This is a genomic window from Inquilinus limosus, from assembly GCF_002195995.1.
Lineage (GTDB): Bacteria > Pseudomonadota > Alphaproteobacteria > DSM-16000 > Inquilinaceae > Inquilinus > Inquilinus limosus_C.
Genome location: NZ_NHON01000107.1, coordinates 1 through 18,060 on the forward strand (window position 1 = coordinate 1; position 18,060 = coordinate 18,060).

Genomic DNA, 18,060 nt, shown 5'->3' on the forward strand with positions numbered 1-18,060 from the left:
GGGTTAGGGGGAGGGGGTTCCAACAGCAGGAACCGGCGCCCCGTCAGGCGGCGGCCCGCGCGGCCTCGACCTTCATCACGGTCAGGTTGCGCGGCTTGCCCGACGGGGTGATCCAGGTGATGGTCTGGCCCCGGCGCAGGCCGATCAGCGCCACGCCGACCGGGGTCAGCACCGACAGGCGGCCGGCCTCGATGTCGGCCTCCTCGGGATAGACCAGGGTCACGGTGTGCTCCTCGCCCGTCGCGGCGTCGCGATAGGTGACGGTCGAGTGCATCTGCACCACGCCCTTGGCCGCGGCGCCCTCGATGATCTGGGCCCGATCGAGCTCGTCGGCCAGGAAATCGGCGACCGCGGGGAAGGTGTCCGCCGCGGCGTCGGCCAGCGCCGCCAGGCGATCGTAATCGCCGGCGGTGACATGGATCTCCGGACGCTTGGGCAGGCTGCTGCGGGACATTGCCGAGTTTCCTTTCTTCTGGGTCTTCCGCTCCGCGATCGGGCCCGGAGGGTTCGGCTGCGGACCGGCGCATCAAAGCGGCCGGGACGCGAATTCATGGAAGTCTGGGAAAACAGGTCGCCGGGAGGCGACGGGGACGAGAACGGGCGACGGGGCGGCTCGGGCCTGGGGGCATCGCCCCCGAGGTCAGCAGCCCCGGGCGTGAAGCGGCGTTCGATGCGCCGCCAGCAGCTTCGTCCACGGTGTTCTCATACCAACAGAAATAGGCGCCCGGGCCGCGGAAATCAACCGGGGCGCGCCGGATCCGCGGCGACCATGAAAAAGGCCGCGCGGCGGGGAAGCCGCGCGGCCGCAGGGAACCAAAGCACCGGTCCGTAAGGGGACCGGACGACCGGTCAGAGGACGAAGTCGCCCGCCACCAGGATCGTGTGGGTCCGAACGAAGATCTCGAAATCCGCCCGGCCGTCGCCATTGATATCGCCGACCACGCTGCCGCTGGCGAAGTCACCGGTGACGAAGCGCAGCTCGCCCGCGACGTGGTGGAAGGCCTCGTCGCCGATGAAGGTAAAGGCCTGGTTGCCGGCGACCCCCGTGTTCGCGTCGATCCCCGACAGGTCGATCTTGTCACCTTCGACACGGATGAAGTCGTAGACGATGTCCCGGCTGCCGCCCACCGCGCTCTCCGACACGGCGGTGAAGCGGAACGTATCCGCGCCGCCGCCGCCGCTCAGGATGTCGGCGCCGGCGCCGCCGACCAGGATGTCCTGGCCCAGCCCGCCCTTCAGATTGTCGTTGCCCGAGCTGCCCTTCAGCAGGTCGTCGCCGGTGCCGCCGGAGAGCAGGTCGTTGCCGCTGCCGCCGTCGAGCTGGTCGTCGCCGAGCCAGCCGTCGATCGTGTCCGCGCCGGAGGTGCCGACCCGGATGTCGTTGACGTCGCGGATCGCGGCCTGGAGCTCGGTGAACACCTGCGCCGACGTGTCGGCGGCCTCCTCGAGCGTCCCGGCCAGCGAGATCAGGGCGTCGAGCTGCGGCACCCCGCCGCCGATGTCCTGGAACTCGGCGATCACCTCCTTCAGGTCCTGGACCACGTCGGAGATGTTCATCACGCTCATGTCGAGCACGGCCTGCAGGCCGTCCCGGCCGTTCTCGCCGCCGACCAGGCTCTCCAGCGCGGCGCCGAGCACGCCGTTCTCGCCGAAGAACTGGTTGATGAGCGCCTCGGGCACCACGCCGTGCAGCAGCCCGTTGTCGCCGGCCAGGAGGTCGGCCACCGTGCCGGCGATGGCCAGCGGGCCGGCGACCTTGATCACCTCGCCGCCGACGGCCAGCACGCCGACATCCAGCAGCGTATTGAACACGTCCCCGATCAGCGCGTCGCCAAGCGCGTCACGCAGGCCGATCTGGTCGCCGCCGAGGATGCCGAACTCGCCGAAGAAGTTGCCGATCAAGCCGCCGTCGCCCTCCAGCAGGCCACCGCTCAGCGCCCCGCCGACCACGTCGCCGAGGAGCGTGTTGAGCACCCCGGCGGCGCCGCCGAGCACGCTGTCGAGCAGGCCGGGCACCCCGCCGCTGTCGACGATGTTCTGCATCAGGACATCCGGCGACAGGGCACCGAGGGCGCCGAGCAGAAGGTCGGTGAGGCCGCTGCCGTCCGGGCCCAGCACATCGCCGAGCAGACCGCCGAGGATGCCGTCGGTGAATAGGCTGTCGAGCACGTCCAGCCCCGGCAGCTGATCGAAAATCCCGCCGACGATCTCGCCGATATCGGTGCTGATGCCGGCGCTCCCGAGGATACCGCCGATCAGCCCGTCCGAATCGAACAGGTTGCCGATGATGCCGGTCACGCTGAGATCGTCGAACAGCCCGCCGACATCGCCCAATGCGCCGCCGATCAGGCTGGTGACCAGCCCGCCGTCGCCCACCAGACCGTCGCCGATGCCGCCGAGGACGTCAACGATGCTGCCGAGCAGGCCGTCGGGGTCGAGCAGCGAGCCGACCAGGTCGCCGGAGCCCTGCACCACCTCGACCAGCTGGGTCAGCAGCCCGTCCTCGCCGAGCAGGCCGCCGATCAGCCCATGCGCGCCGAGCAGGCCGGTGTCGCCGAACAGCCCGTCGAGCAGGTCGCCGAGCGGCACGCCGCCGATCGTTCCGCCGAGCAGGCCGCCGAGATTGCCGAGCAGGCCGGACACCACCTCGCCGATCAGGTCCGGGGTGAGCAGCTCGCCGAGCAGGCCGCCGGCATCGGTGAGCCCGCCGAGAAGATCGCCGAGCAGCCCGCCAATGCCGCCAATGCCGCCGCCGAGCAGGCCGCCCAGGAGCCCGTCGAGCAGGCCGCCGACACCTCCGAGAAGACCGCCGAGCAGGCCGCCGACACCATCGGCCACGCCACCGAGCAAGCCGCCGACGCCATCGACGACACCGCCCAATAGACCGTCTTCACCCAGAAGACCGCCCAGCAGCCCTCCAAGCAAGCCGTCATCATCAAGAAGTCCACCTAAGGAATCTGTTGAAGCCATCATCTCCTCCTTCGGGGAATGGATAGCCCAGACGCCACCGTTCTCTTGACGGCTTTCAAGCCTCTGCTGTGGAGGCTACCACGCATTGCGGAGAAGAATAAGTTTTTATGCAGAAAAATGGGAATCGACACCCATCAATTACTTACATATTTCCCGGATATTTCCATTTTATTTTGCATAAAATAACATTCAAGCCGGCTCGCCCGCCGGACAAGCGCCGGCGGTTGCAGCCCAACGGCAACGACGTCAGGAGTGGCGCAGCAGCGCCTCGACCTCCTCGCGCCGCGGCATCGACGGCGCGGTGCCGGGCCGGGTCACCGAGATACCGGCCACGGCGCAGCCGAAGCGCACCGCCTCGGCCACCGGCCGGCCCTCGGCCAGGGCCAGGGCGAAGCCGCCGTTGAAGGCGTCACCGGCGCCGGCGGTCTCGACCGCCGGCCCGGCCGTGAAGGCCGGGACATGCACGGCCTCCGACCGGCTCTTGAGCAGAGCGCCCTTGGCTCCGAGGGTGACGATCACGGTGCCGACGCCCTTGTCCAGCAGCACCTCCGCCGCCCGCGCCGCCTGCTGGCCGCTGTCGACCGCGAAATCGACCAGGCTCTCGGCCTCGGTCTCGTTCGGGGTCAAATAGTCGACCAGCGGGTACAGGTCGTCCGGCAGGGTCATGGCCGGGGCCGGGTTCAGGATCGTGGTCACGCCGTGCCGCCGGGCGATCTCCAGCCCGCGCCGCACCACCGGCAGCGGCAGTTCGAGCTGGGCGACGAAGACCCGTGCGGCGGCGATGGCCGGCGCCGCCGCCTCCATCTCCGCCTCGGTCAGCGCCGCCGCGGCCCCCGGCTCGATGATGATCGCGTTCTCCCCGGTCTTGCCGTCGACGAAGATGAAGGCGGCGCCGGTCGGCCGCTCCGGGTCGGTCAGCACATGGCCGGCATCGATCCCCTCCTCGGCATAGAGGGCGCGCGCCATCTGGCCGAACGGGTCGGTGCCCAGCTTGGTGATGAAGGTGACATCGGCGCCGGCCCTGGCGGCGGCGACCGACTGATTCGAGCCCTTGCCGCCGGGCCCGAGCTTGAAGCCGTTGGACAGCAGCGTCTCGCCCATCACCGGCAGCCGCGCGGCGCGGAAGGCGAGGTCGGCGACGAACACGCCCTGGACGGCGATTTTCGGCGAAGCCATGGCGGGCGTCCTACTTCGGCGGCACCACGCCCATCTTCAGCAGGAAGCAGCCGTAGAACCGCCCCTCCCCGGCCCGGACCACGGCGTAGGCCTTCTTGGCCTCCTCGTAGAAGGCGAAGCGCTCGACCGAGCCCATCGGCCAGGCCCGCCCTTCGGCCCGGTCGATCTCGGCCTGGACCTCGCGCTGCACCTCCGGGATCTCGTCCGGCTGGCCCACCACCTCCATCCGTCGCGCCGGATGGTCGACGAAGGTGTCGAGCGGCATCAGCGACAGGATCGCCCGGACCGCCCGCGCGGCGCTGACATTCGGCAGCTCGATCGGCGCCTTGACCATGGTGTGCTGCGCCACCGACCGGGACGGGAAGTTGGTGTCGCAGATCACCAGGTCGTCGCCATGCCCCATGCTGGCCAGGACCGTGAGCAGATCCGGCGTGATGATCGGATCGATGTTCTTCAGCATTTCAGAAGCTTCCCTGGTTTTCCTAAAGCAGCATGGCAGCTACGTTGCGCAGCGATTTGTCGTGCTTTTCGGCACGCGGCATTCTGGATCAGCGCCGCGACGCTTGGCAACATGGCCGTCGTGTTCCGGCTCGTGTATACGGTGCCGCCATGTCGCTCCTCAGCCGCTACATGTTCCGCCAGATCGCGGTCGCCACGGCGCTCGCCACCGTGATCCTCGTCTTCGCGATCATGCTCACCACCTCGATGCGGCTGATCCAGATGATCGTCGACGGCGGCGTCGGGGCCGGGCTGTTCCTCGAGCTCGTCTTCCTGTCGATGCCGGAGTTCCTGATCGCGGTGCTGCCGGTCGGCGTCGTGGCCGCGTGCCTGATCGTCTACAACCGGATGCTGTCGGACGGCGAGCTGCTGGTCATGCGCGGCGCCGGCATCGGCCAGCTGCGCCTGGCCCTGCCCGGCCTGCTGATGGGGCTGATCATCACCGGCCTCAGCTACAGCATGACCCTGTATTTCTGGCCGGTGGCCAACCGCGAGTTCCGCGACCTGACCGCCATCGCCCAGTCGGACGTCTCGGCCGCCTTCCTGCAGACCGGCGAGTTCAACGCCATCGGCGACAGCAAGACGGTGTTCGTGCGCGACCGCAACCCGGTGACCGGGGACCTGAGCGGCATCCTGGTCCACATCACCGACAATGAGGCCCAGCCGGTCACCATCATCGCCGATCGCGGCTATGTCGAGGACAGCGACGACGGGCCGCGGATCGTGGCGCTGAAGGGCGTGATCCAGCAGCTGGACCGCAAGACCGGCAAGGTCGACCCGGTCGCCTTCGACAGCTACACCGTGCCGCTGAACACGCCCGGCGCCGAGGATCTGGCCCGCAGCTACCGCGCCCCGTCCGAACGGTTCCTGCCCGACCTGCTGTACCCTGACCAGACCTCGCCCCGCGACATGCGGAACTACGGCCGGCTGGTGATGGAAGGGCACAAGCGCATCACCGACCCGCTGCTGCCCTTCGCCTATGTCGTGTTCTGCCTCGGCGTCCTCCTGAGCGGCGACTACAACCGCCGCGGCCTGAGCCGCCGCATCCTGATCGCCGCCATCGGCGTCGTCGCGGTGCAGGCCACGACCATGAGCGTCGCCGGCGTCGCACGCGATTCGCTCGGGCTGATCCCGATCATGTATGCGCTGCCGGTCCTGACCATGATTGCCGGCTTCACCGTCCTGCTGATCGCGCGGCGCCGCAAGGTGCCGACGGCGGCGCCGACGAGCTCGGATCTGGCGCCGGCCTAAGGCTTTCCGGCCGGTCGCAGGACTAGGTGCAGAAAAGCCACAAAGCCACAACCTGTTGTGGTTAAAGCATAGCTGCAATCGGGTATTTGGTTCGGGGCTGCCGACCGCTATAAGCGGGGATGCCCCGCGATCCGCTCTCCGTCCTGCACGATGTCTTCGGCTACACCGCCTTCCGCGGCCAGCAGGCCGAGATCGTGTCCCAGGTGATCTCCGGCGGCGACGCGCTGGTGCTGATGCCGACCGGCGGCGGCAAGTCGCTGTGCTACCAGGTGCCGGCGCTGGTGCGCCCGGGGCTGGGTGTCGTGGTGTCGCCGCTGATCGCGCTGATGCAGGACCAGGTCGAGACGCTGCGCCAGCTCGGCGTCCGCGCCGCGGCGCTGCATTCGGCCCTGCCGCCGGGCGAATCGCGCAACATCGCCCGGGCGATGCGGGCTGGCGAACTCGACATGCTCTATGTCTCGCCCGAGCGGCTCCTGACCGACGGGCTGCTCGACATGCTCGACGACTGCAAGCTGGCCCTGTTCGCCATCGACGAGGCGCATTGCGTCTCGCAATGGGGTCACGACTTCCGGCCGGAATACCTCCAGCTGGACACGCTGGCGACGCGCTATCCGGGCGTGCCGCGCATCGCCCTGACCGCCACCGCCGACGGCCCGACCCGGCGCGACATCGCCGAGCGGCTGAAGCTGCAGAACGGCCGCATCTTCGTCGCCGGCTTCGACCGGCCGAACATCCGCTACCGCATCGTGCCGAAGGAGAATCCGCGCCAGCAGCTGCTGTCCTTCATCCGGCGCGAGCATCCGAACGAGGCCGGCATCGTCTACTGCCTGTCGCGCAGCAAGGTCGAGGGCACGGCCGAATGGCTGCGCGGCGAGGGCATCGAGGCCCTGCCCTACCATGCCGGGCTGGACCGCGAGGTGCGCGCCTCGAACCAGGACCGCTTCCTCAAGGAGGACGGGGTGGTGATGGTCGCGACCATCGCCTTCGGCATGGGCATCGACAAGCCCGACGTCCGCTTCGTCGCCCATCTCGACCTGCCGAAGAGCCTGGAGGCCTATTATCAGGAGACCGGCCGCGCCGGCCGCGACGGGCTGCCGTCCGACGCCTGGCTGGCCTATGGCATTCAGGATGTCGCCAAGATCCAGGGGCTGATCGCGGAATCGGATGCGCCGGAGCGGCAGAAGCAGATCGACCGGCAGAAGCTGGACGCCCTGCTCGGCTATTGCGAGACGGTGCGCTGCCGCCGCCAGGTGCTGCTGGAGTATTTCGCCGACGCGCTGCCCCAGCCCTGCGGCAACTGCGACACCTGCCTGGAGCCGGTCGAGGCGTTCGACGGCACCGAGCTGGCGCGCAAGGCGCTGTCCTGCGTCTACCGCACCGGCCAGCGCTTCGGCGTCGGCCATGTCATCGACGTGCTGACCGGCAGCGAGACCGACCGGGTGCGCCAGCTGGGCCATGACAGGCTCAGCACCTGGGGCATCGGCCGCGACCTGTCGAAGCAGGAGTGGAAGTCGGTGTTCCGCCAGCTGGTGGCGGCGGGGCTGCTGATCGTCGACACCGAGGGCCATGGCGGACTGCATCTGGCGCCCGACTGCCGCGAGGTGCTGCGCGGCGAGAAGGAGATCCATCTCCGGCGCGAGGCGGTGAAGCGGGCGTCACGCAGCAAATCCGGCGGCCGCGCCGTGCGGGCGCTGCCGGACGACCCGGCCGAGGCCTCGCTGTTCCAGGCGCTGCGGGCCAAGCGGCTGGAGCTGGCGCGCGAGCAGGGCGTGCCGCCCTATGTCATCTTCCACGACGCCACCCTGACCGAGCTGGCCCATGCCCGGCCGCGATCGATGACGGAGTTCGCCTCCATCCCCGGCGTCGGCCAGGCCAAGCTGCTGCGCTATGCCGACGCCTTCCTCGAGGTGATCGAGCAGCACGTCGAGTAACCGCCGGACGGTCTCTTCACCGGCCGGATGTGGCCTTCATAAGATTTTAATCTCGATCTCGGAATCGATCATCCGATAGCCTTCGGGCTTCGGCCGAATTTCATTCCCACGGGCTCCCGGTGCGCCGGGGCTATCGACTGCTTTTCTGGAGACCGATTATGCAGCTCTATTACTTCGCCACCGCGCTCGATACCGAGGGGCAGCCGCCGGTCCTGACGATCGCCAGCATCCCGCCGGCGCCGGGCTCGACCCTCCAGGCGGACTCGTTCGACAGCTCCATCGCGCTGTGGCAGCTCTGGTTCCTCACCTCCGCAGGCCAGCTCGTCAGCGCCTGCAATTCGACCCTCGCCCTGAGCATCGGCGAGAACAACGCGCTGATCGTCGACACGCTGCAGCCGGGCACAGCCGCGCAGCTCTGGCAGATCTCGAACGGCACGATCGTCAGCCAGCTCACCGGGCAGGTGCTCACCGTCTATACCACGAGCAATCCCTACGGCTCCGCCGTCGTGCTCGAGCCCGTTGCGCAGGGCTCGCAAGCCCAGCAATGGACGCAGACCGGCTTCGACTGCACCGCCCTGCTGACGACGGTGAACAACGGAACCGCAAAAGACCTCCTGCTGTCGGCGTCCGCCATCGAGGGTCAGGTCCTGACACAGGACGGCACCATCCCCCTGCCAGCCGGCGCCGCCGTGACCATCGCGTCGATCTACACGGATGGCCTGGCAATCGGGTTCCAGGTCTTCGATCCGGAGAATGCCGCGGCTTCGGTGGCGTCCTTCGACGTCCACCAGCATCGCTGTCTCTTCGCGGCCGGCGATGTCTGGGTCGACACCATCAACTATCTCGGCGGCTACACCGTGTCGGACGTGCGGACCCAGGGCGGCTCCTACCACGACACGCTGCCCGGCAACGCCTCGGCCACGATCACGACGTCCTGAGCCTGGCGCCGGACTCGACGGCTACGGATGAAGGCCGTCGAGCTCCGGCATCAGCACGACACTCTCCTGCTCGTTCGGATCGGTGCGGGCGATCACCGCGACGCAATCCTCGGTCGGGCTGGGGTTGTAGGGCAGGTGCGGCATGCCGGCCGGGATGTAGAGGAACTCCCCGGCTCGGACCATCAGGTGCTGCTCCAGCCGGTCGCCGTACCACATGCCGGATTCCCCGCTCAGCACATGGATCGCGGTCTCATGCGCCTCGTGGCGGTGCGCCCTGGCCCGGGCGCCCGGCGGCAGGGTGACCAGTTGCAGGTGGATGCCCGTCGCCCCCGCCGTCTCGGCCGAGATGCCGGGCGTGTAGGTCAGCGCCTGCTTGCCGGTGAACCGCGCCCCGGCGCCGACCACCCGGCAGGTCGGCTTCGCTTCCGTCACATCCATCATCCGCGTCCCGCTCTATCGACTCGCCATCCTCGGCAGGCCGGATGACGATCGCATTGCCGAACCGGGGAAGAGTGTTACGCCGGTGACAGGCGGCGATTTCCGTCGCCCGCTGCGGCGGGCGATCAGGCGTCGTCGGAGCGGCCCTGCGCGGAAGGGGTTTGACCGGCCCGCTTGGCTGGCCGAAAGATGGCGGCCTCGTCAGTTGTGACAACTGACACACGCCGCCACGACCGACTGACCGCCATGTCCAAGTCCCGCCGCCCCGCCACCGTCCTCGCCCATGCCGGCCGCCATCCCCGTGAGAACCACGGCATGGTGAACCCGCCCGTCTACCATACCTCGACCGTGCTGTGGCCGACGGTGGCGGCGATGGACGAGGCCCATGCCGGCTTCGAGCACGGGGTCTACAGCTACGGCCGCGTCGGTACCCCGACCAGCGAGGCCTTCGAGGATGCGGTCGCCGCGCTGGAAGGCGGCCACGGCGCCATCGCCGTCTCCTCCGGCCTCGCCGCCGTCAACGTCGTCCTGACCGCCTTCGTCAAGACCGGCGACCATGTGCTGATCACCGACAGCACCTACGGCCCGGCGCGACGCTATGCCGATGCGGTGCTGAGCCGCTTCGGCGTCGAGGTCGAGTATTTCGATCCGCTGGCCGGCGCCGCGATCGAATCCCTGTTCCGGGGGAACACCCGGCTGGTCTATCTCGAATCCCCGGGGTCGCTGACCTTCGAGGTGCAGGACGTGCCGGCCATCGCCGCCGCAGCACGGTCGCGCGGCATCCTGACCGCGCTCGACAACACCTGGGCCACGCCGCTGTATTTCGATGCCTTCGGCCATGGCGTCGACGTCACGGTGCATGCCGCGACCAAGTACATGGTCGGCCATTCCGACGCGATGATGGGCGTGGTCGGCGCCCGCGAGAAGCGGGTGTGGCAGGTCCTGAAGACCCACGCCGTGCAGTCCGGCCACTGCGCCGGGCCGGACGATTTGTACCTGGCCCAGCGCGGGCTGCGCACCATGGGGGTGCGGTTGCGCCAGCACCAGGAGAACGCGCTGGAGGTCGCGCGCTGGCTGCAGGCCCGGCCGGAGGTGTCGCGGGTGCTGTACCCGGCCCTGCCGCAGGACCCCGGCCATACGCTGTGGCGGCGCGACTTCACCGGCGCTTCCGGCCTGTTCGCGATCGTGCTGCAGCCGGCCTCCGCCACCCAGGTGGCGGCGATGCTGGACGGCATGGAGCTGTTCCAGATGGGCGCCAGCTGGGGCGGCTATGAGAGCCTGATCCTGCCGACCCATCCGGAGAAGATCCGCACCGCCACGCGCTGGGACGCCGAGGGGCCGGGCGTGCGGCTGCATGTCGGGCTGGAGGACACGGCCGACCTGATCGCCGATCTGGAGGCCGGGCTGGACCGGCTGCGGGCGGCGGCATGAGTGTCGCGACGCTTCTCGACGAGGTCCGCTTCGACGCCGACGGGCTGGTCCCGGCCATCGCCCAGCAGCACGACACCGGCGAGGTGCTGATGCTGGCCTGGATGAACCGCGCGGCGATCGAGGAGACGCTGGCCAGCGGCCGCGCCTGCTACTGGTCGCGCTCGCGCCAGTCGCTGTGGCGCAAGGGCGACACCTCCGGCCAGGTGCAGCGCCTGGTCGAGCTGCGGCTGGACTGCGACGGCGACGCGGTGCTGCTGCGGGTCGACCAGACCGGCGTCGCCTGTCACACCGGCCGGCGGAGCTGCTTCTTCCGGGTGGCGCGCGACGGCGCCTGGCACACCGACCTGCCGGTGCTGCACGACCCGAAGGAGCTGTACGGGCACAGTCACGGCTGAGCCGGACCGCCTGACCGTCACCAGTGCGGGACGGCGACCCCGTCCTGGTCGCCGATCCCGACCGTGGCCAGCCGTTTGGCGGCGAGCTCGATGAAGGACCGGACCAGCGGCGACAGGTGCTGGCCGCTGGGATAGACCGCATGGATGCCGCCGACCGGCGCGGCGTGGCCCGGAAGGACGCGGCGCAGCCGCCCGTCCCGGACCAGCGCGCCGGCGATCCCGTCGGGCAGCTGTGCGATGCCGTAGCCCGCGAGCGCCGCCGCGGCCACGGCCTGCATCTCGTTGGCGGCGAAGCGGCCGGACACGGCCACGGTCTCCTGCCCCTCCGGCCCATCCAACACCCAGGACGCGCCGATCGCCGAGGGACCGGCGATGACGCAATCATGACCGGCGAGGTCCGCCGCGACCCTCGGCACGCCCCGGCGCGCCAGATAGTCCGGGCTGGCGCACAGGATCCGGAGGGTGGCGCCGAGCCGGCGGGCGATCAGCGTCGAATCCGGCAGGATGCCGGTCCGGAAGGCGAGGTCGATACCGTTCTCGATCAGGTTCAGCCTGTCGTCGGTGAGCCGCAGCTCAACCCGGGTCTTCGGATAGGCCGCCAGGAAGTCGAACACCGTGGCGGTCAAGAAATGGCCGCCGAAGCCGACGGGCGCCGAGATGCGGATCGTGCCCGACGTCTCGGCCCGCGCCTCCGCCAGCTGCTGGTTGGCCTCCTCGATCAGCCGCAGCGCCCGGCTGCCCTGGTCATGGTAGAGACGGCCCGCATCCGTCAGCCCGAGGCTGCGCGTCGTCCGCTGCAGCAGGCGCACCCCGACCGCCCGCTCCAGCGCGGCGACGCGGCGGCTCACCGTCGTCTTGGGCATGCCGAGCAGCCGGGCCGCGGCGGTGAAGCTGCCGGCCTCGACGACCCGGACGAACACCGCGATGTCGTTCAGATCAGGCATTGCATCGCCGGATGGGACAAGGTTTCCCGATTATCGCCCATAATGGATCAATCCACGAGATCCCAACTCTGCTCCGTGGGACACAGAAGGAGCAGACCCATGAGCATCAAGCGAACCGTGCTGGTGACCGGCGCCACCGGCCAGCAGGGCGGCGCGGTCGCCGCCGCGCTGCTGTCGCGGGGCCATCGCGTCAGGGCGCTGACCCGCAAGCCGGACGGCGCGGCCGCGCGGCGGCTGACCTCGGCCGGCGTGGAGATCGTCGCCGGCGACCTCGGCGACCCGGGCTCGGTGCAGCAGGCGGCGGCAGGCGTCGACACGATGTACCTGATGGGCAACAGCTACGAGGCCGGACCGGAGGAGGAGGCCCGCCAGGGGATCCGCGCCGCCGATGCGGCGAAGGCCGCCGGCGTCGGGCACCTGATCTATTCCTCCGTCGGCAGCGCCGACCGGAAGACGGGCGTCCCGCATTTCGACAGCAAGCATGTGGTCGAGCGGCACATCGCCGGGCTCGGCCTGCCCTACACCGTCAGCGCCCCGGTCGCCTTCATGGAGAACATCGTCGCGCCCTGGGCGATCGACGGGCTGCGCCAGGGGGTGTACGCCTTCGACCTGCCGGCCGACCGCCCCTTGCAGCTGGTGGCCCTGGCGGATATCGGCGCCTTCGCCGCGGCGCTGACGGAACGGCGCGAGCAGGTCTTCGGCCGGCGCTTCGACATTGCCGGGGACGAGCTGTCCGGCACGGAGCAGGCCAGGATCCTGTCGCAGGCCATCGGCGGCCCGATCGCCTATCAGGAGATCCCGGTCGCCGCGGTGCGGCAGCAGAGCGAGGATCTGGCGCTGATGTATGAATGGTTCAACAGTACCGGCTATTCTACTGATATTGCAGGCCTTCGGCGGGATTTTCCGGACGTCCGCTGGCACGGCTTCGCCGACTGGGCACGCAGCGTCGACTGGAGCGTGCTCGACGGGGCGCCCCGCTGAGGGTTTCGGTCACCGGAGTGCGGGCGCGCCGGGCCGGGCGCGCCCCGCCTCGATGTCCTCAGCGGTCGCCGGCCACCCGGGTCAGGTCCTGGGTATGGGTCTCGCCGATCAGCCAGACCGCGGCCACGCTGATCACCGCGGCGACGCTGATGTAGAGCCCGACCCAGCTGAGCCCGCCCTCCGCGACCAGCGTCTGGGCGATGTAGGGCGCCAGCGACGCGCCGAGGATGCCGGCCAGGTTGTAGGTCAGCGACGCGCCGGTGTAGCGCACGCCGGTCGGGAACAGCTCCGGCAGGAAGGCGCCCATCGGGCCGAAGATCAGCCCCATCAGGAACAGGCCGAGGCACAGGAACAGGGTGACCAGCACCGCCGAGCCGCTGCCCAGCAGCGGCGCCAGGGCGAAGCCGAACAGCACCGTCAGGATGCCGCCGACGATCAGCACCGGCCGGCGGCCGATGCGGTCACTGAGGCTGGAGGAGAGCGGGATGCCGAGGCCGAGGAAGATGATGGCGAAGCATTCCAGGCCCAGGAAGGCCTGGCGGGAATAGCCCAGTGACTTGGTGCCGTAGCCGAGCGCGAACACCGTGGTGATGTAGAACAGGGCATAGCACGACACCATTGCCAGGGTGCCGAGGATGGTGACCCGGGTGTAGCGGGCCAGCACGTCGCCGATCGGCACCCGCACCCGCTCCTGCCGCTCCATCGCCTCGCGGAACACCGGCGTCTCGACCAGCTTCAGCCGGACATAGAGGCCGACCGCCACCAGCACGGCGCTGAGCAGGAACGGCACGCGCCAGCCCCAGGCCCGGAACTGCGCGTCGTCCAGCCCCAGCGCCAGCAGCAGGAACAGCCCGTTGGCGGCGAGGAAGCCGATCGGCGCGCCGAGCTGCGGGAACATGCCGAACCAACCGCGCTTGCCGGCCGGCGCATTCTCCACCGCCAGCAGCGCCGCCCCGCCCCATTCACCGCCGAGGCCCAGCCCCTGGCCGAAGCGCAGCAGGCACAGCAGCGCCGGCGCCAGCCAGCCGATCGCGTCATAACCGGGCAGCACGCCGATCAGCGTGGTCGAGACGCCCATCAGCAGCAGCGAGGCGACCAGCGTCGCCTTGCGGCCGATGCGGTCGCCGAAATGGCCCAGCAGGGCCGAGCCGACCGGCCTGGCGATGAAGGCGATGGCGAAGGTGGCGAAGGACAGCAGCAGCTGCGCCGCATCCGATTCCTGCGGGAAGAACACCGGCCCGAACACCAGGGCCGCGGCCGTGCCGTAGATGTAGAAGTCGTAGAACTCGATGGCGGTGCCGACCAGGCTGGCCATGACGATCCGGCCGGTGGTGTTGGCGGGGGCCGGCACGGGCCGGTCGAATGTTGTGTCCGTCATGGGGAAACGCACCGATGGTTGCTTGGGCGGCAGGACCGGGTTCCATATCTGTCCCGGCAAGGGGCGCCGTCAACCATCACCGGCCCCATCGCCCGGCGCCTGCGGCATGACAGCAGCGCGTCGGACGACAGGGCCGGCCGCGTCGGGCCCGTCCGGTCCAGGGTCCGGGATACGGCCGGCACGGCTACGGCAGGATGTTCGGGCCGCCGGAAAACGGCTACCGCTGTAGCCTTTCCCTGCCAGGTCCTGCCGGTGATGCCGAGACCAGAAAGAATCGGCGCCTGGTGCGGAGCCCCTCCCGTCGAACGATGAGATGCCGGATACGGCCCCACCCTCGATCCGGCGAGCCCTGGCCCGGCGCCACGATGATGGAGATATGGCTGACCGCCGCAATGTAATCGGGAAGACTCCAGGTCGAATAGTGCAATGCTCGCAAATCCAGAAAAATGCCGATAAAGACCACATCATCGCCGCCATCGCCCGAGCCGCCGTCCCGGCCCGCACAATGCGGCCGGATCGACGCGACGCGCTTGCGATCGGAGGCGGAACGGAGCATTTAGCGTGCGTCGCCCGGAGGATCGGACGCCTCCATCCGTTCGACGTCGTAAGGACCCGTCGCTTGATGACCGACCGCAAAGCCGGCCCAGACCGGCCGGACATGAATCCCTGGCTGTTCTTCCGCCGCTGGCTCGCCAATCCGCGCGAGGTGGGGTCGGTGACGCCCTCCTCCCCCGCCCTGAAGCGCCGGCTGACGCAGGAGATCCGGCGCGCGCCCGACGAATACGTGGTCGAGCTGGGCGGCGGCACCGGGGCCATCACCCGCGGCATCCTGGAGCGCGGCGTGCCGGCCGACCGGCTCTACGTGCTTGAGATCAACCCGGAGATGGCACGGCATCTGCGCGAGGCCTTCCCTGGGATCCATGTGATCGAGGGCGATGCCCGCCGCCTGGGCGAGATCCTGCCGCCCGAGGTGATCGGCAAGGTCGGCACCACCCTGTGCGGCATCCCGATGCTGCTGCTGACGCATGAGGAGCAGCAGGCGATCCTCGATTCGGCCTATTCGGTGATGCCGAAGGGACGGCAGGTCGTCCTGTACACCTACGCCTTCTCCTCGCCGCTGCAGCGCGACAAGCTGGGGCTGGAAGGCCGCCGGGTCGGCTTCGTCACGGCCAATATCCCTCCGGCCTCGGTCTGGGCCTACCGGCAGCGTAACGCCGGCTGACAGCCCACTCCGCTTCCGCCGCCCGGCGGGACAGGGCATAGTCCCGACGACGGAATCGACCGGCGGCGGCCCGGCCTGCTGCAGCGCTGCGCGCCGCCTTTGCCGGAATCGCGCCGGGGCTTCGAAGGATTTGCGACGATGAGACAACCGCTTCTTCTGGCCGCCGCCTTCGGGTTCTCGCTGCCGGCCGTCCTGCCGGCCCTGGCGCAGGCCCCCGCCTACCATCTGCAGCTGCAGGTCAACGTCACCGCCGATGTCGGCCGCGGATCGTGCCGCGTCGGCGCCGGGGTGATCGGGACCTATCCCGACAGCGCCGGACGGCTGCCGATCGGCACGCCGGTCGAGCTGGTCATCCCCTGCGCCATGGCCGGCGCTTCCTATTATGACGCCCGGCTGGTCGGCGCCCCGGGGTCGCTGCAGCCGGCCGGCCCGAACGCGCTCCGGCCGATGGCCAGCCCGGTGGCCCTGCCCTCCGCCCCAGCGGCGCCGCGCCCGGCCCCGCAGCCGTTCCAGCCGCCGCAGCAGCGCCAGGTGCTGATCGCCCCGACCGCTCCGGCGGTGCCGCGGCCCGCCACCCCGTTCACCGCGCCGCCCACGACGATCCAGCGGCCGGCGCCGCGGCCGATGCAACCGCTGCCGCTGAACCCGGTGGCACCGTCGCGGCCGCTGGTGACCCAGGGCGGGGTGGCGGTGCCCCAGGGCACCGTGCCGCCGGGCCCCGCCTTCACGCCGGCGCCGGCCTCCACCTTCCCAGCCCCGTTGCCGCCGCCGGTGACCCAGGGCGGCGACACCGCGACGATGCGCGGGGACGCCGCGATCGTGCTGAATTTCGGCCCGGTCAGCGCCGCCCGGGCCGGGACGTCGCAGCGTGTGGTGCCGCCGACCGACCCGAGCTATCCGGCGCTGCTGACCCAGCTGGGCGGCATCGCGCCGGGCCAGACCAAGCCGCTGCCGCGATAAGGCCGTGGCGCCGGGGCTGCCATCCTTCGAGACGCCGCGGCTGGTCCTGCGGCCGCGGACCATGGCCGAGCTGGAAGACTGCCTGGCCATGGACCGCGACCCGGAGGTGACCCGCTATGTCGCCGGGCCCTGGACCGACCCGGCGGCGCATCGCCGCTTCGTCGAGGCGCGGATTTCCACCGCCTATCCGAAGGGGCTGGGCTACTGGACCGTCCGCGGCCGGACGCCGGAGGCCCCATTCCTCGGCTGGGTGCTGCTGATCCCACTCGACGGCGAAGGGCCGGAGGTGGAGATCGGCTGGCGCTTCAACCGCACCGCCTGGGGCCGAGGCTACGCCACCGAGGCCGCGGCCCCGGTGCTGGCCCATGCCCGGGACATGCTGGGCATCGCGGTGGTCGCCGACATCGATCCGGACAACGTGGCGTCGATGCGGGTGGCCGAGAAGATCGGCCTGCGCCGCATCGGGCCGGACGGGCACGACGCCATCCGCTACGCCGGCTAGGATCTCTCGATCGCGATCGCGGTCGCCTCGCCGCCGCCGATGCAGAGCGAGGCGACGCCGCGGCGCAGGCCGTGGCGCTGCATCGCCGCCAGCAGGGTGACGATCAGCCGGGCCCCGGTGGCGCCGATCGGGTGGCCGAGGGCACAGGCGCCGCCATGGACATTGACCTTGTCATGCGGCAGGTCGAGGTCGCGCATCGCCGCCATCACCACGCAGGCGAAGGCCTCGTTGATCTCGAACAGGTCGACCTCGCCGGCCCGCCAGCCGACCCGGTCGAGCAGCCGGCGGATCGCCCCGATCGGCGCGGTGGTGAACCATTCCGGCGCCTGGGAATGGGTGGCGTGGCCGCGGATCGTCGCCAGCACCGGCAGGCCCTGCCGGTCGGCAACCGAGCGCCGGGCCAGGACCAGCGCCGCGGCACCGTCGGCATTGGCGCTGGAACTGGCGGCGGTGATGGTGCCGTCCGGGCGGAAGGCCGGCTTCAGGCCCGGGATCTTGTCGGCCGAGAGCGATCGCGGGTTCTCGTCCACCGCGACCTCGGCCGGGCCACCCTTGGCGGGGACCGCGACCGGCGTGATCTCCGCCGCGAAGGCGCCGGCGGCGATCGCCGCCTGGGCCCGCTGCAGCGACACGGCGGCATAGGCGTCCTGCTCCGCCCGGGTGAAGCCGTAGCGGGCGGCCGTCGCTTCGCCGAAATCGCCCATCGCCCGGCCCTTGTCATAGGCGTCCTCGAGCCCGTCGAGCGCCGCATGGTCGAAGATCCGGCCATGGCCGAAGCGCAAGCCCTCGCGCACGCCCGGCAGCAGCCAGGGCGCGTTCGACATGCTCTCCATCCCGCCGGTGACGACGATGTCGGCGGAGCCGGCGGCGATCAGGTCACGGCCCAGCATCGTCGCCTTCATGCCGGAGCCGCAGACCTTGTTGACGGTGGTGGCCCCGACCGCGTCGGGCAGGCCGGCGCCGCGGGTCGCCTGGCGCGCCGGCGCCTGGCCCTGCCCCGCCGGCAGCACGCAGCCGATCAGCGCCTCGTCGACCTGCGCCGGCG

17 protein-coding genes are annotated in these 18,060 nt (G+C 70.3%); 9 read left to right on the forward strand and 8 right to left on the reverse strand.

What is annotated here, in order from left to right; genetic code table 11:
* Positions 1–43: 43 nt before the first annotated feature.
* The 4 genes from rnk to BWR60_RS31430 all read right to left on the reverse strand — a co-directional run bounded on the left by rnk (position 44) and on the right by BWR60_RS31430 (position 4,606).
* Positions 44–454 (reverse strand): nucleoside diphosphate kinase regulator, encoded by a 411-nt coding sequence (gene rnk / locus BWR60_RS31410; protein WP_088156473.1) that lies wholly within the window; start codon positions 452–454, stop codon positions 44–46.
* 395 nt (positions 455–849) lie between these two features.
* Positions 850–2,970 carry a calcium-binding protein gene (locus BWR60_RS31415; protein WP_144445825.1) on the reverse strand — a complete coding sequence of 707 codons (2,121 nt, stop codon included), beginning with the start codon at positions 2,968–2,970 and terminating at the stop codon, positions 850–852.
* Between the two features lie 246 nt (positions 2,971–3,216).
* Positions 3,217–4,146, reverse strand: coding sequence for a ribokinase (gene rbsK, locus BWR60_RS31425; protein WP_088156479.1), 930 nt, complete (start codon positions 4,144–4,146; stop codon positions 3,217–3,219).
* A gap of 10 nt (positions 4,147–4,156) precedes the next feature.
* The gene (locus tag BWR60_RS31430; RefSeq protein ID WP_088156481.1) at positions 4,157–4,606 is read right to left on the reverse strand and encodes an RbsD/FucU family protein; all 450 of its coding nucleotides are present in this window, start codon (positions 4,604–4,606) and stop codon (positions 4,157–4,159) included.
* A gap of 149 nt (positions 4,607–4,755) precedes the next feature.
* On the opposite strand from BWR60_RS31430, the gene BWR60_RS31435 reads away from it, so the two are divergent.
* The 3 genes from BWR60_RS31435 (at position 4,756) to BWR60_RS31445 (ending at position 8,764) form a co-directional block, all read left to right on the forward strand.
* Positions 4,756–5,895: an LptF/LptG family permease gene (locus BWR60_RS31435; RefSeq protein WP_179222027.1), complete on the forward strand. Its 1,140-nt coding sequence runs from the start codon at positions 4,756–4,758 to the stop codon at positions 5,893–5,895.
* Positions 5,896–6,014: 119 nt separating this feature from the next.
* Positions 6,015–7,826, forward strand: coding sequence for a DNA helicase RecQ (recQ, locus tag BWR60_RS31440; RefSeq protein ID WP_088156485.1), 1,812 nt, complete (start codon positions 6,015–6,017; stop codon positions 7,824–7,826).
* A gap of 158 nt (positions 7,827–7,984) precedes the next feature.
* A complete protein-coding gene (locus tag BWR60_RS31445; RefSeq protein ID WP_088156487.1) occupies positions 7,985–8,764 on the forward strand; it encodes an RICIN domain-containing protein in 780 nt (259 codons plus the stop codon).
* Between the two features lie 21 nt (positions 8,765–8,785).
* On the opposite strand, the gene BWR60_RS31450 is transcribed toward BWR60_RS31445, so the two are convergent.
* Complete coding sequence (locus BWR60_RS31450; protein WP_218823764.1) at positions 8,786–9,196, reverse strand: cupin domain-containing protein; 411 nt, start codon at positions 9,194–9,196, stop codon at positions 8,786–8,788.
* A 252-nt stretch (positions 9,197–9,448) separates the two neighbouring features.
* On the opposite strand from BWR60_RS31450, the gene metC reads away from it, so the two are divergent.
* On the forward strand, positions 9,449–10,633 hold the full coding sequence (gene metC, locus BWR60_RS31455) for a cystathionine beta-lyase (protein WP_088156491.1): 1,185 nt from the start codon (positions 9,449–9,451) through the stop codon (positions 10,631–10,633).
* Complete coding sequence (gene hisI / locus BWR60_RS31460) at positions 10,630–11,028, forward strand: phosphoribosyl-AMP cyclohydrolase (protein WP_088156493.1); 399 nt, start codon at positions 10,630–10,632, stop codon at positions 11,026–11,028. Before metC ends, hisI begins: the two co-directional genes overlap by 4 nt.
* Before the next feature lie 17 nt (positions 11,029–11,045).
* Here the strand turns inward: hisI and BWR60_RS31465 are convergent, their stop codons facing one another.
* Positions 11,046–11,972, reverse strand: coding sequence for a LysR family transcriptional regulator (locus BWR60_RS31465; RefSeq protein ID WP_088156495.1), 927 nt, complete (start codon positions 11,970–11,972; stop codon positions 11,046–11,048).
* A gap of 99 nt (positions 11,973–12,071) precedes the next feature.
* On the opposite strand from BWR60_RS31465, the gene BWR60_RS31470 reads away from it, so the two are divergent.
* Complete coding sequence (locus BWR60_RS31470) at positions 12,072–12,953, forward strand: NmrA/HSCARG family protein (RefSeq protein ID WP_088156497.1); 882 nt, start codon at positions 12,072–12,074, stop codon at positions 12,951–12,953.
* 58 nt (positions 12,954–13,011) lie between these two features.
* Here the strand turns inward: BWR60_RS31470 and BWR60_RS31475 are convergent, their stop codons facing one another.
* Positions 13,012–14,331, reverse strand: a complete 1,320-nt coding sequence (locus BWR60_RS31475) for an MFS transporter (protein WP_088156499.1) — start codon at positions 14,329–14,331, stop codon at positions 13,012–13,014.
* Positions 14,332–14,953: 622 nt separating this feature from the next.
* On the opposite strand from BWR60_RS31475, the gene BWR60_RS31480 reads away from it, so the two are divergent.
* From BWR60_RS31480 to BWR60_RS31490, 3 genes are all read left to right on the forward strand, one after another.
* Positions 14,954–15,553, forward strand: coding sequence for a class I SAM-dependent methyltransferase (locus BWR60_RS31480; RefSeq protein WP_088156501.1), 600 nt, complete (start codon positions 14,954–14,956; stop codon positions 15,551–15,553).
* Between the two features lie 138 nt (positions 15,554–15,691).
* Complete coding sequence (locus tag BWR60_RS31485; protein ID WP_088156503.1) at positions 15,692–16,513, forward strand: hypothetical protein; 822 nt, start codon at positions 15,692–15,694, stop codon at positions 16,511–16,513.
* A 4-nt stretch (positions 16,514–16,517) separates the two neighbouring features.
* Entirely contained in the window at positions 16,518–17,015 is a 498-nt protein-coding gene (locus tag BWR60_RS31490) for a GNAT family N-acetyltransferase (RefSeq protein WP_230983241.1), read from the forward strand.
* Here BWR60_RS31490 and BWR60_RS31495 read toward each other — a convergent pair.
* Positions 17,012–18,060, reverse strand: a 1,049-nt coding sequence (locus tag BWR60_RS31495; RefSeq protein WP_088156505.1) for an acetyl-CoA C-acyltransferase, incomplete at its 5' end; no start/stop codon positions are given. The genes BWR60_RS31490 and BWR60_RS31495 overlap by 4 nt on opposite strands.

Excerpts from the sequence above, each read along its gene's own strand:
- recQ (WP_088156485.1), top strand. The coding sequence starts at position 6,015 with ATGCCCCGCGATCCGCTCTCCGTCCTGCACGATGTCTTCGGCTACACC.
- BWR60_RS31445 (WP_088156487.1), top strand. The coding sequence starts at position 7,985 with ATGCAGCTCTATTACTTCGCCACCGCGCTCGATACCGAGGGGCAGCCG.
- BWR60_RS31485 (WP_088156503.1), top strand. The coding sequence starts at position 15,692 with ATGAGACAACCGCTTCTTCTGGCCGCCGCCTTCGGGTTCTCGCTGCCG.
- BWR60_RS31435 (WP_179222027.1), top strand. The coding sequence starts at position 4,756 with ATGTCGCTCCTCAGCCGCTACATGTTCCGCCAGATCGCGGTCGCCACG.
- hisI (WP_088156493.1), top strand. The coding sequence starts at position 10,630 with ATGAGTGTCGCGACGCTTCTCGACGAGGTCCGCTTCGACGCCGACGGG.
- BWR60_RS31415 (WP_144445825.1), bottom strand. The coding sequence starts at position 2,970 with ATGGCTTCAACAGATTCCTTAGGTGGACTTCTTGATGATGACGGCTTG.
- BWR60_RS31430 (WP_088156481.1), bottom strand. The coding sequence starts at position 4,606 with ATGCTGAAGAACATCGATCCGATCATCACGCCGGATCTGCTCACGGTC.
- BWR60_RS31475 (WP_088156499.1), bottom strand. The coding sequence starts at position 14,331 with ATGACGGACACAACATTCGACCGGCCCGTGCCGGCCCCCGCCAACACC.
- BWR60_RS31480 (WP_088156501.1), top strand. The coding sequence starts at position 14,954 with ATGACCGACCGCAAAGCCGGCCCAGACCGGCCGGACATGAATCCCTGG.
- rnk (WP_088156473.1), bottom strand. The coding sequence starts at position 454 with ATGTCCCGCAGCAGCCTGCCCAAGCGTCCGGAGATCCATGTCACCGCC.
- rbsK (WP_088156479.1), bottom strand. The coding sequence starts at position 4,146 with ATGGCTTCGCCGAAAATCGCCGTCCAGGGCGTGTTCGTCGCCGACCTC.
- BWR60_RS31470 (WP_088156497.1), top strand. The coding sequence starts at position 12,072 with ATGAGCATCAAGCGAACCGTGCTGGTGACCGGCGCCACCGGCCAGCAG.
- BWR60_RS31465 (WP_088156495.1), bottom strand. The coding sequence starts at position 11,972 with ATGCCTGATCTGAACGACATCGCGGTGTTCGTCCGGGTCGTCGAGGCC.
- metC (WP_088156491.1), top strand. The coding sequence starts at position 9,449 with ATGTCCAAGTCCCGCCGCCCCGCCACCGTCCTCGCCCATGCCGGCCGC.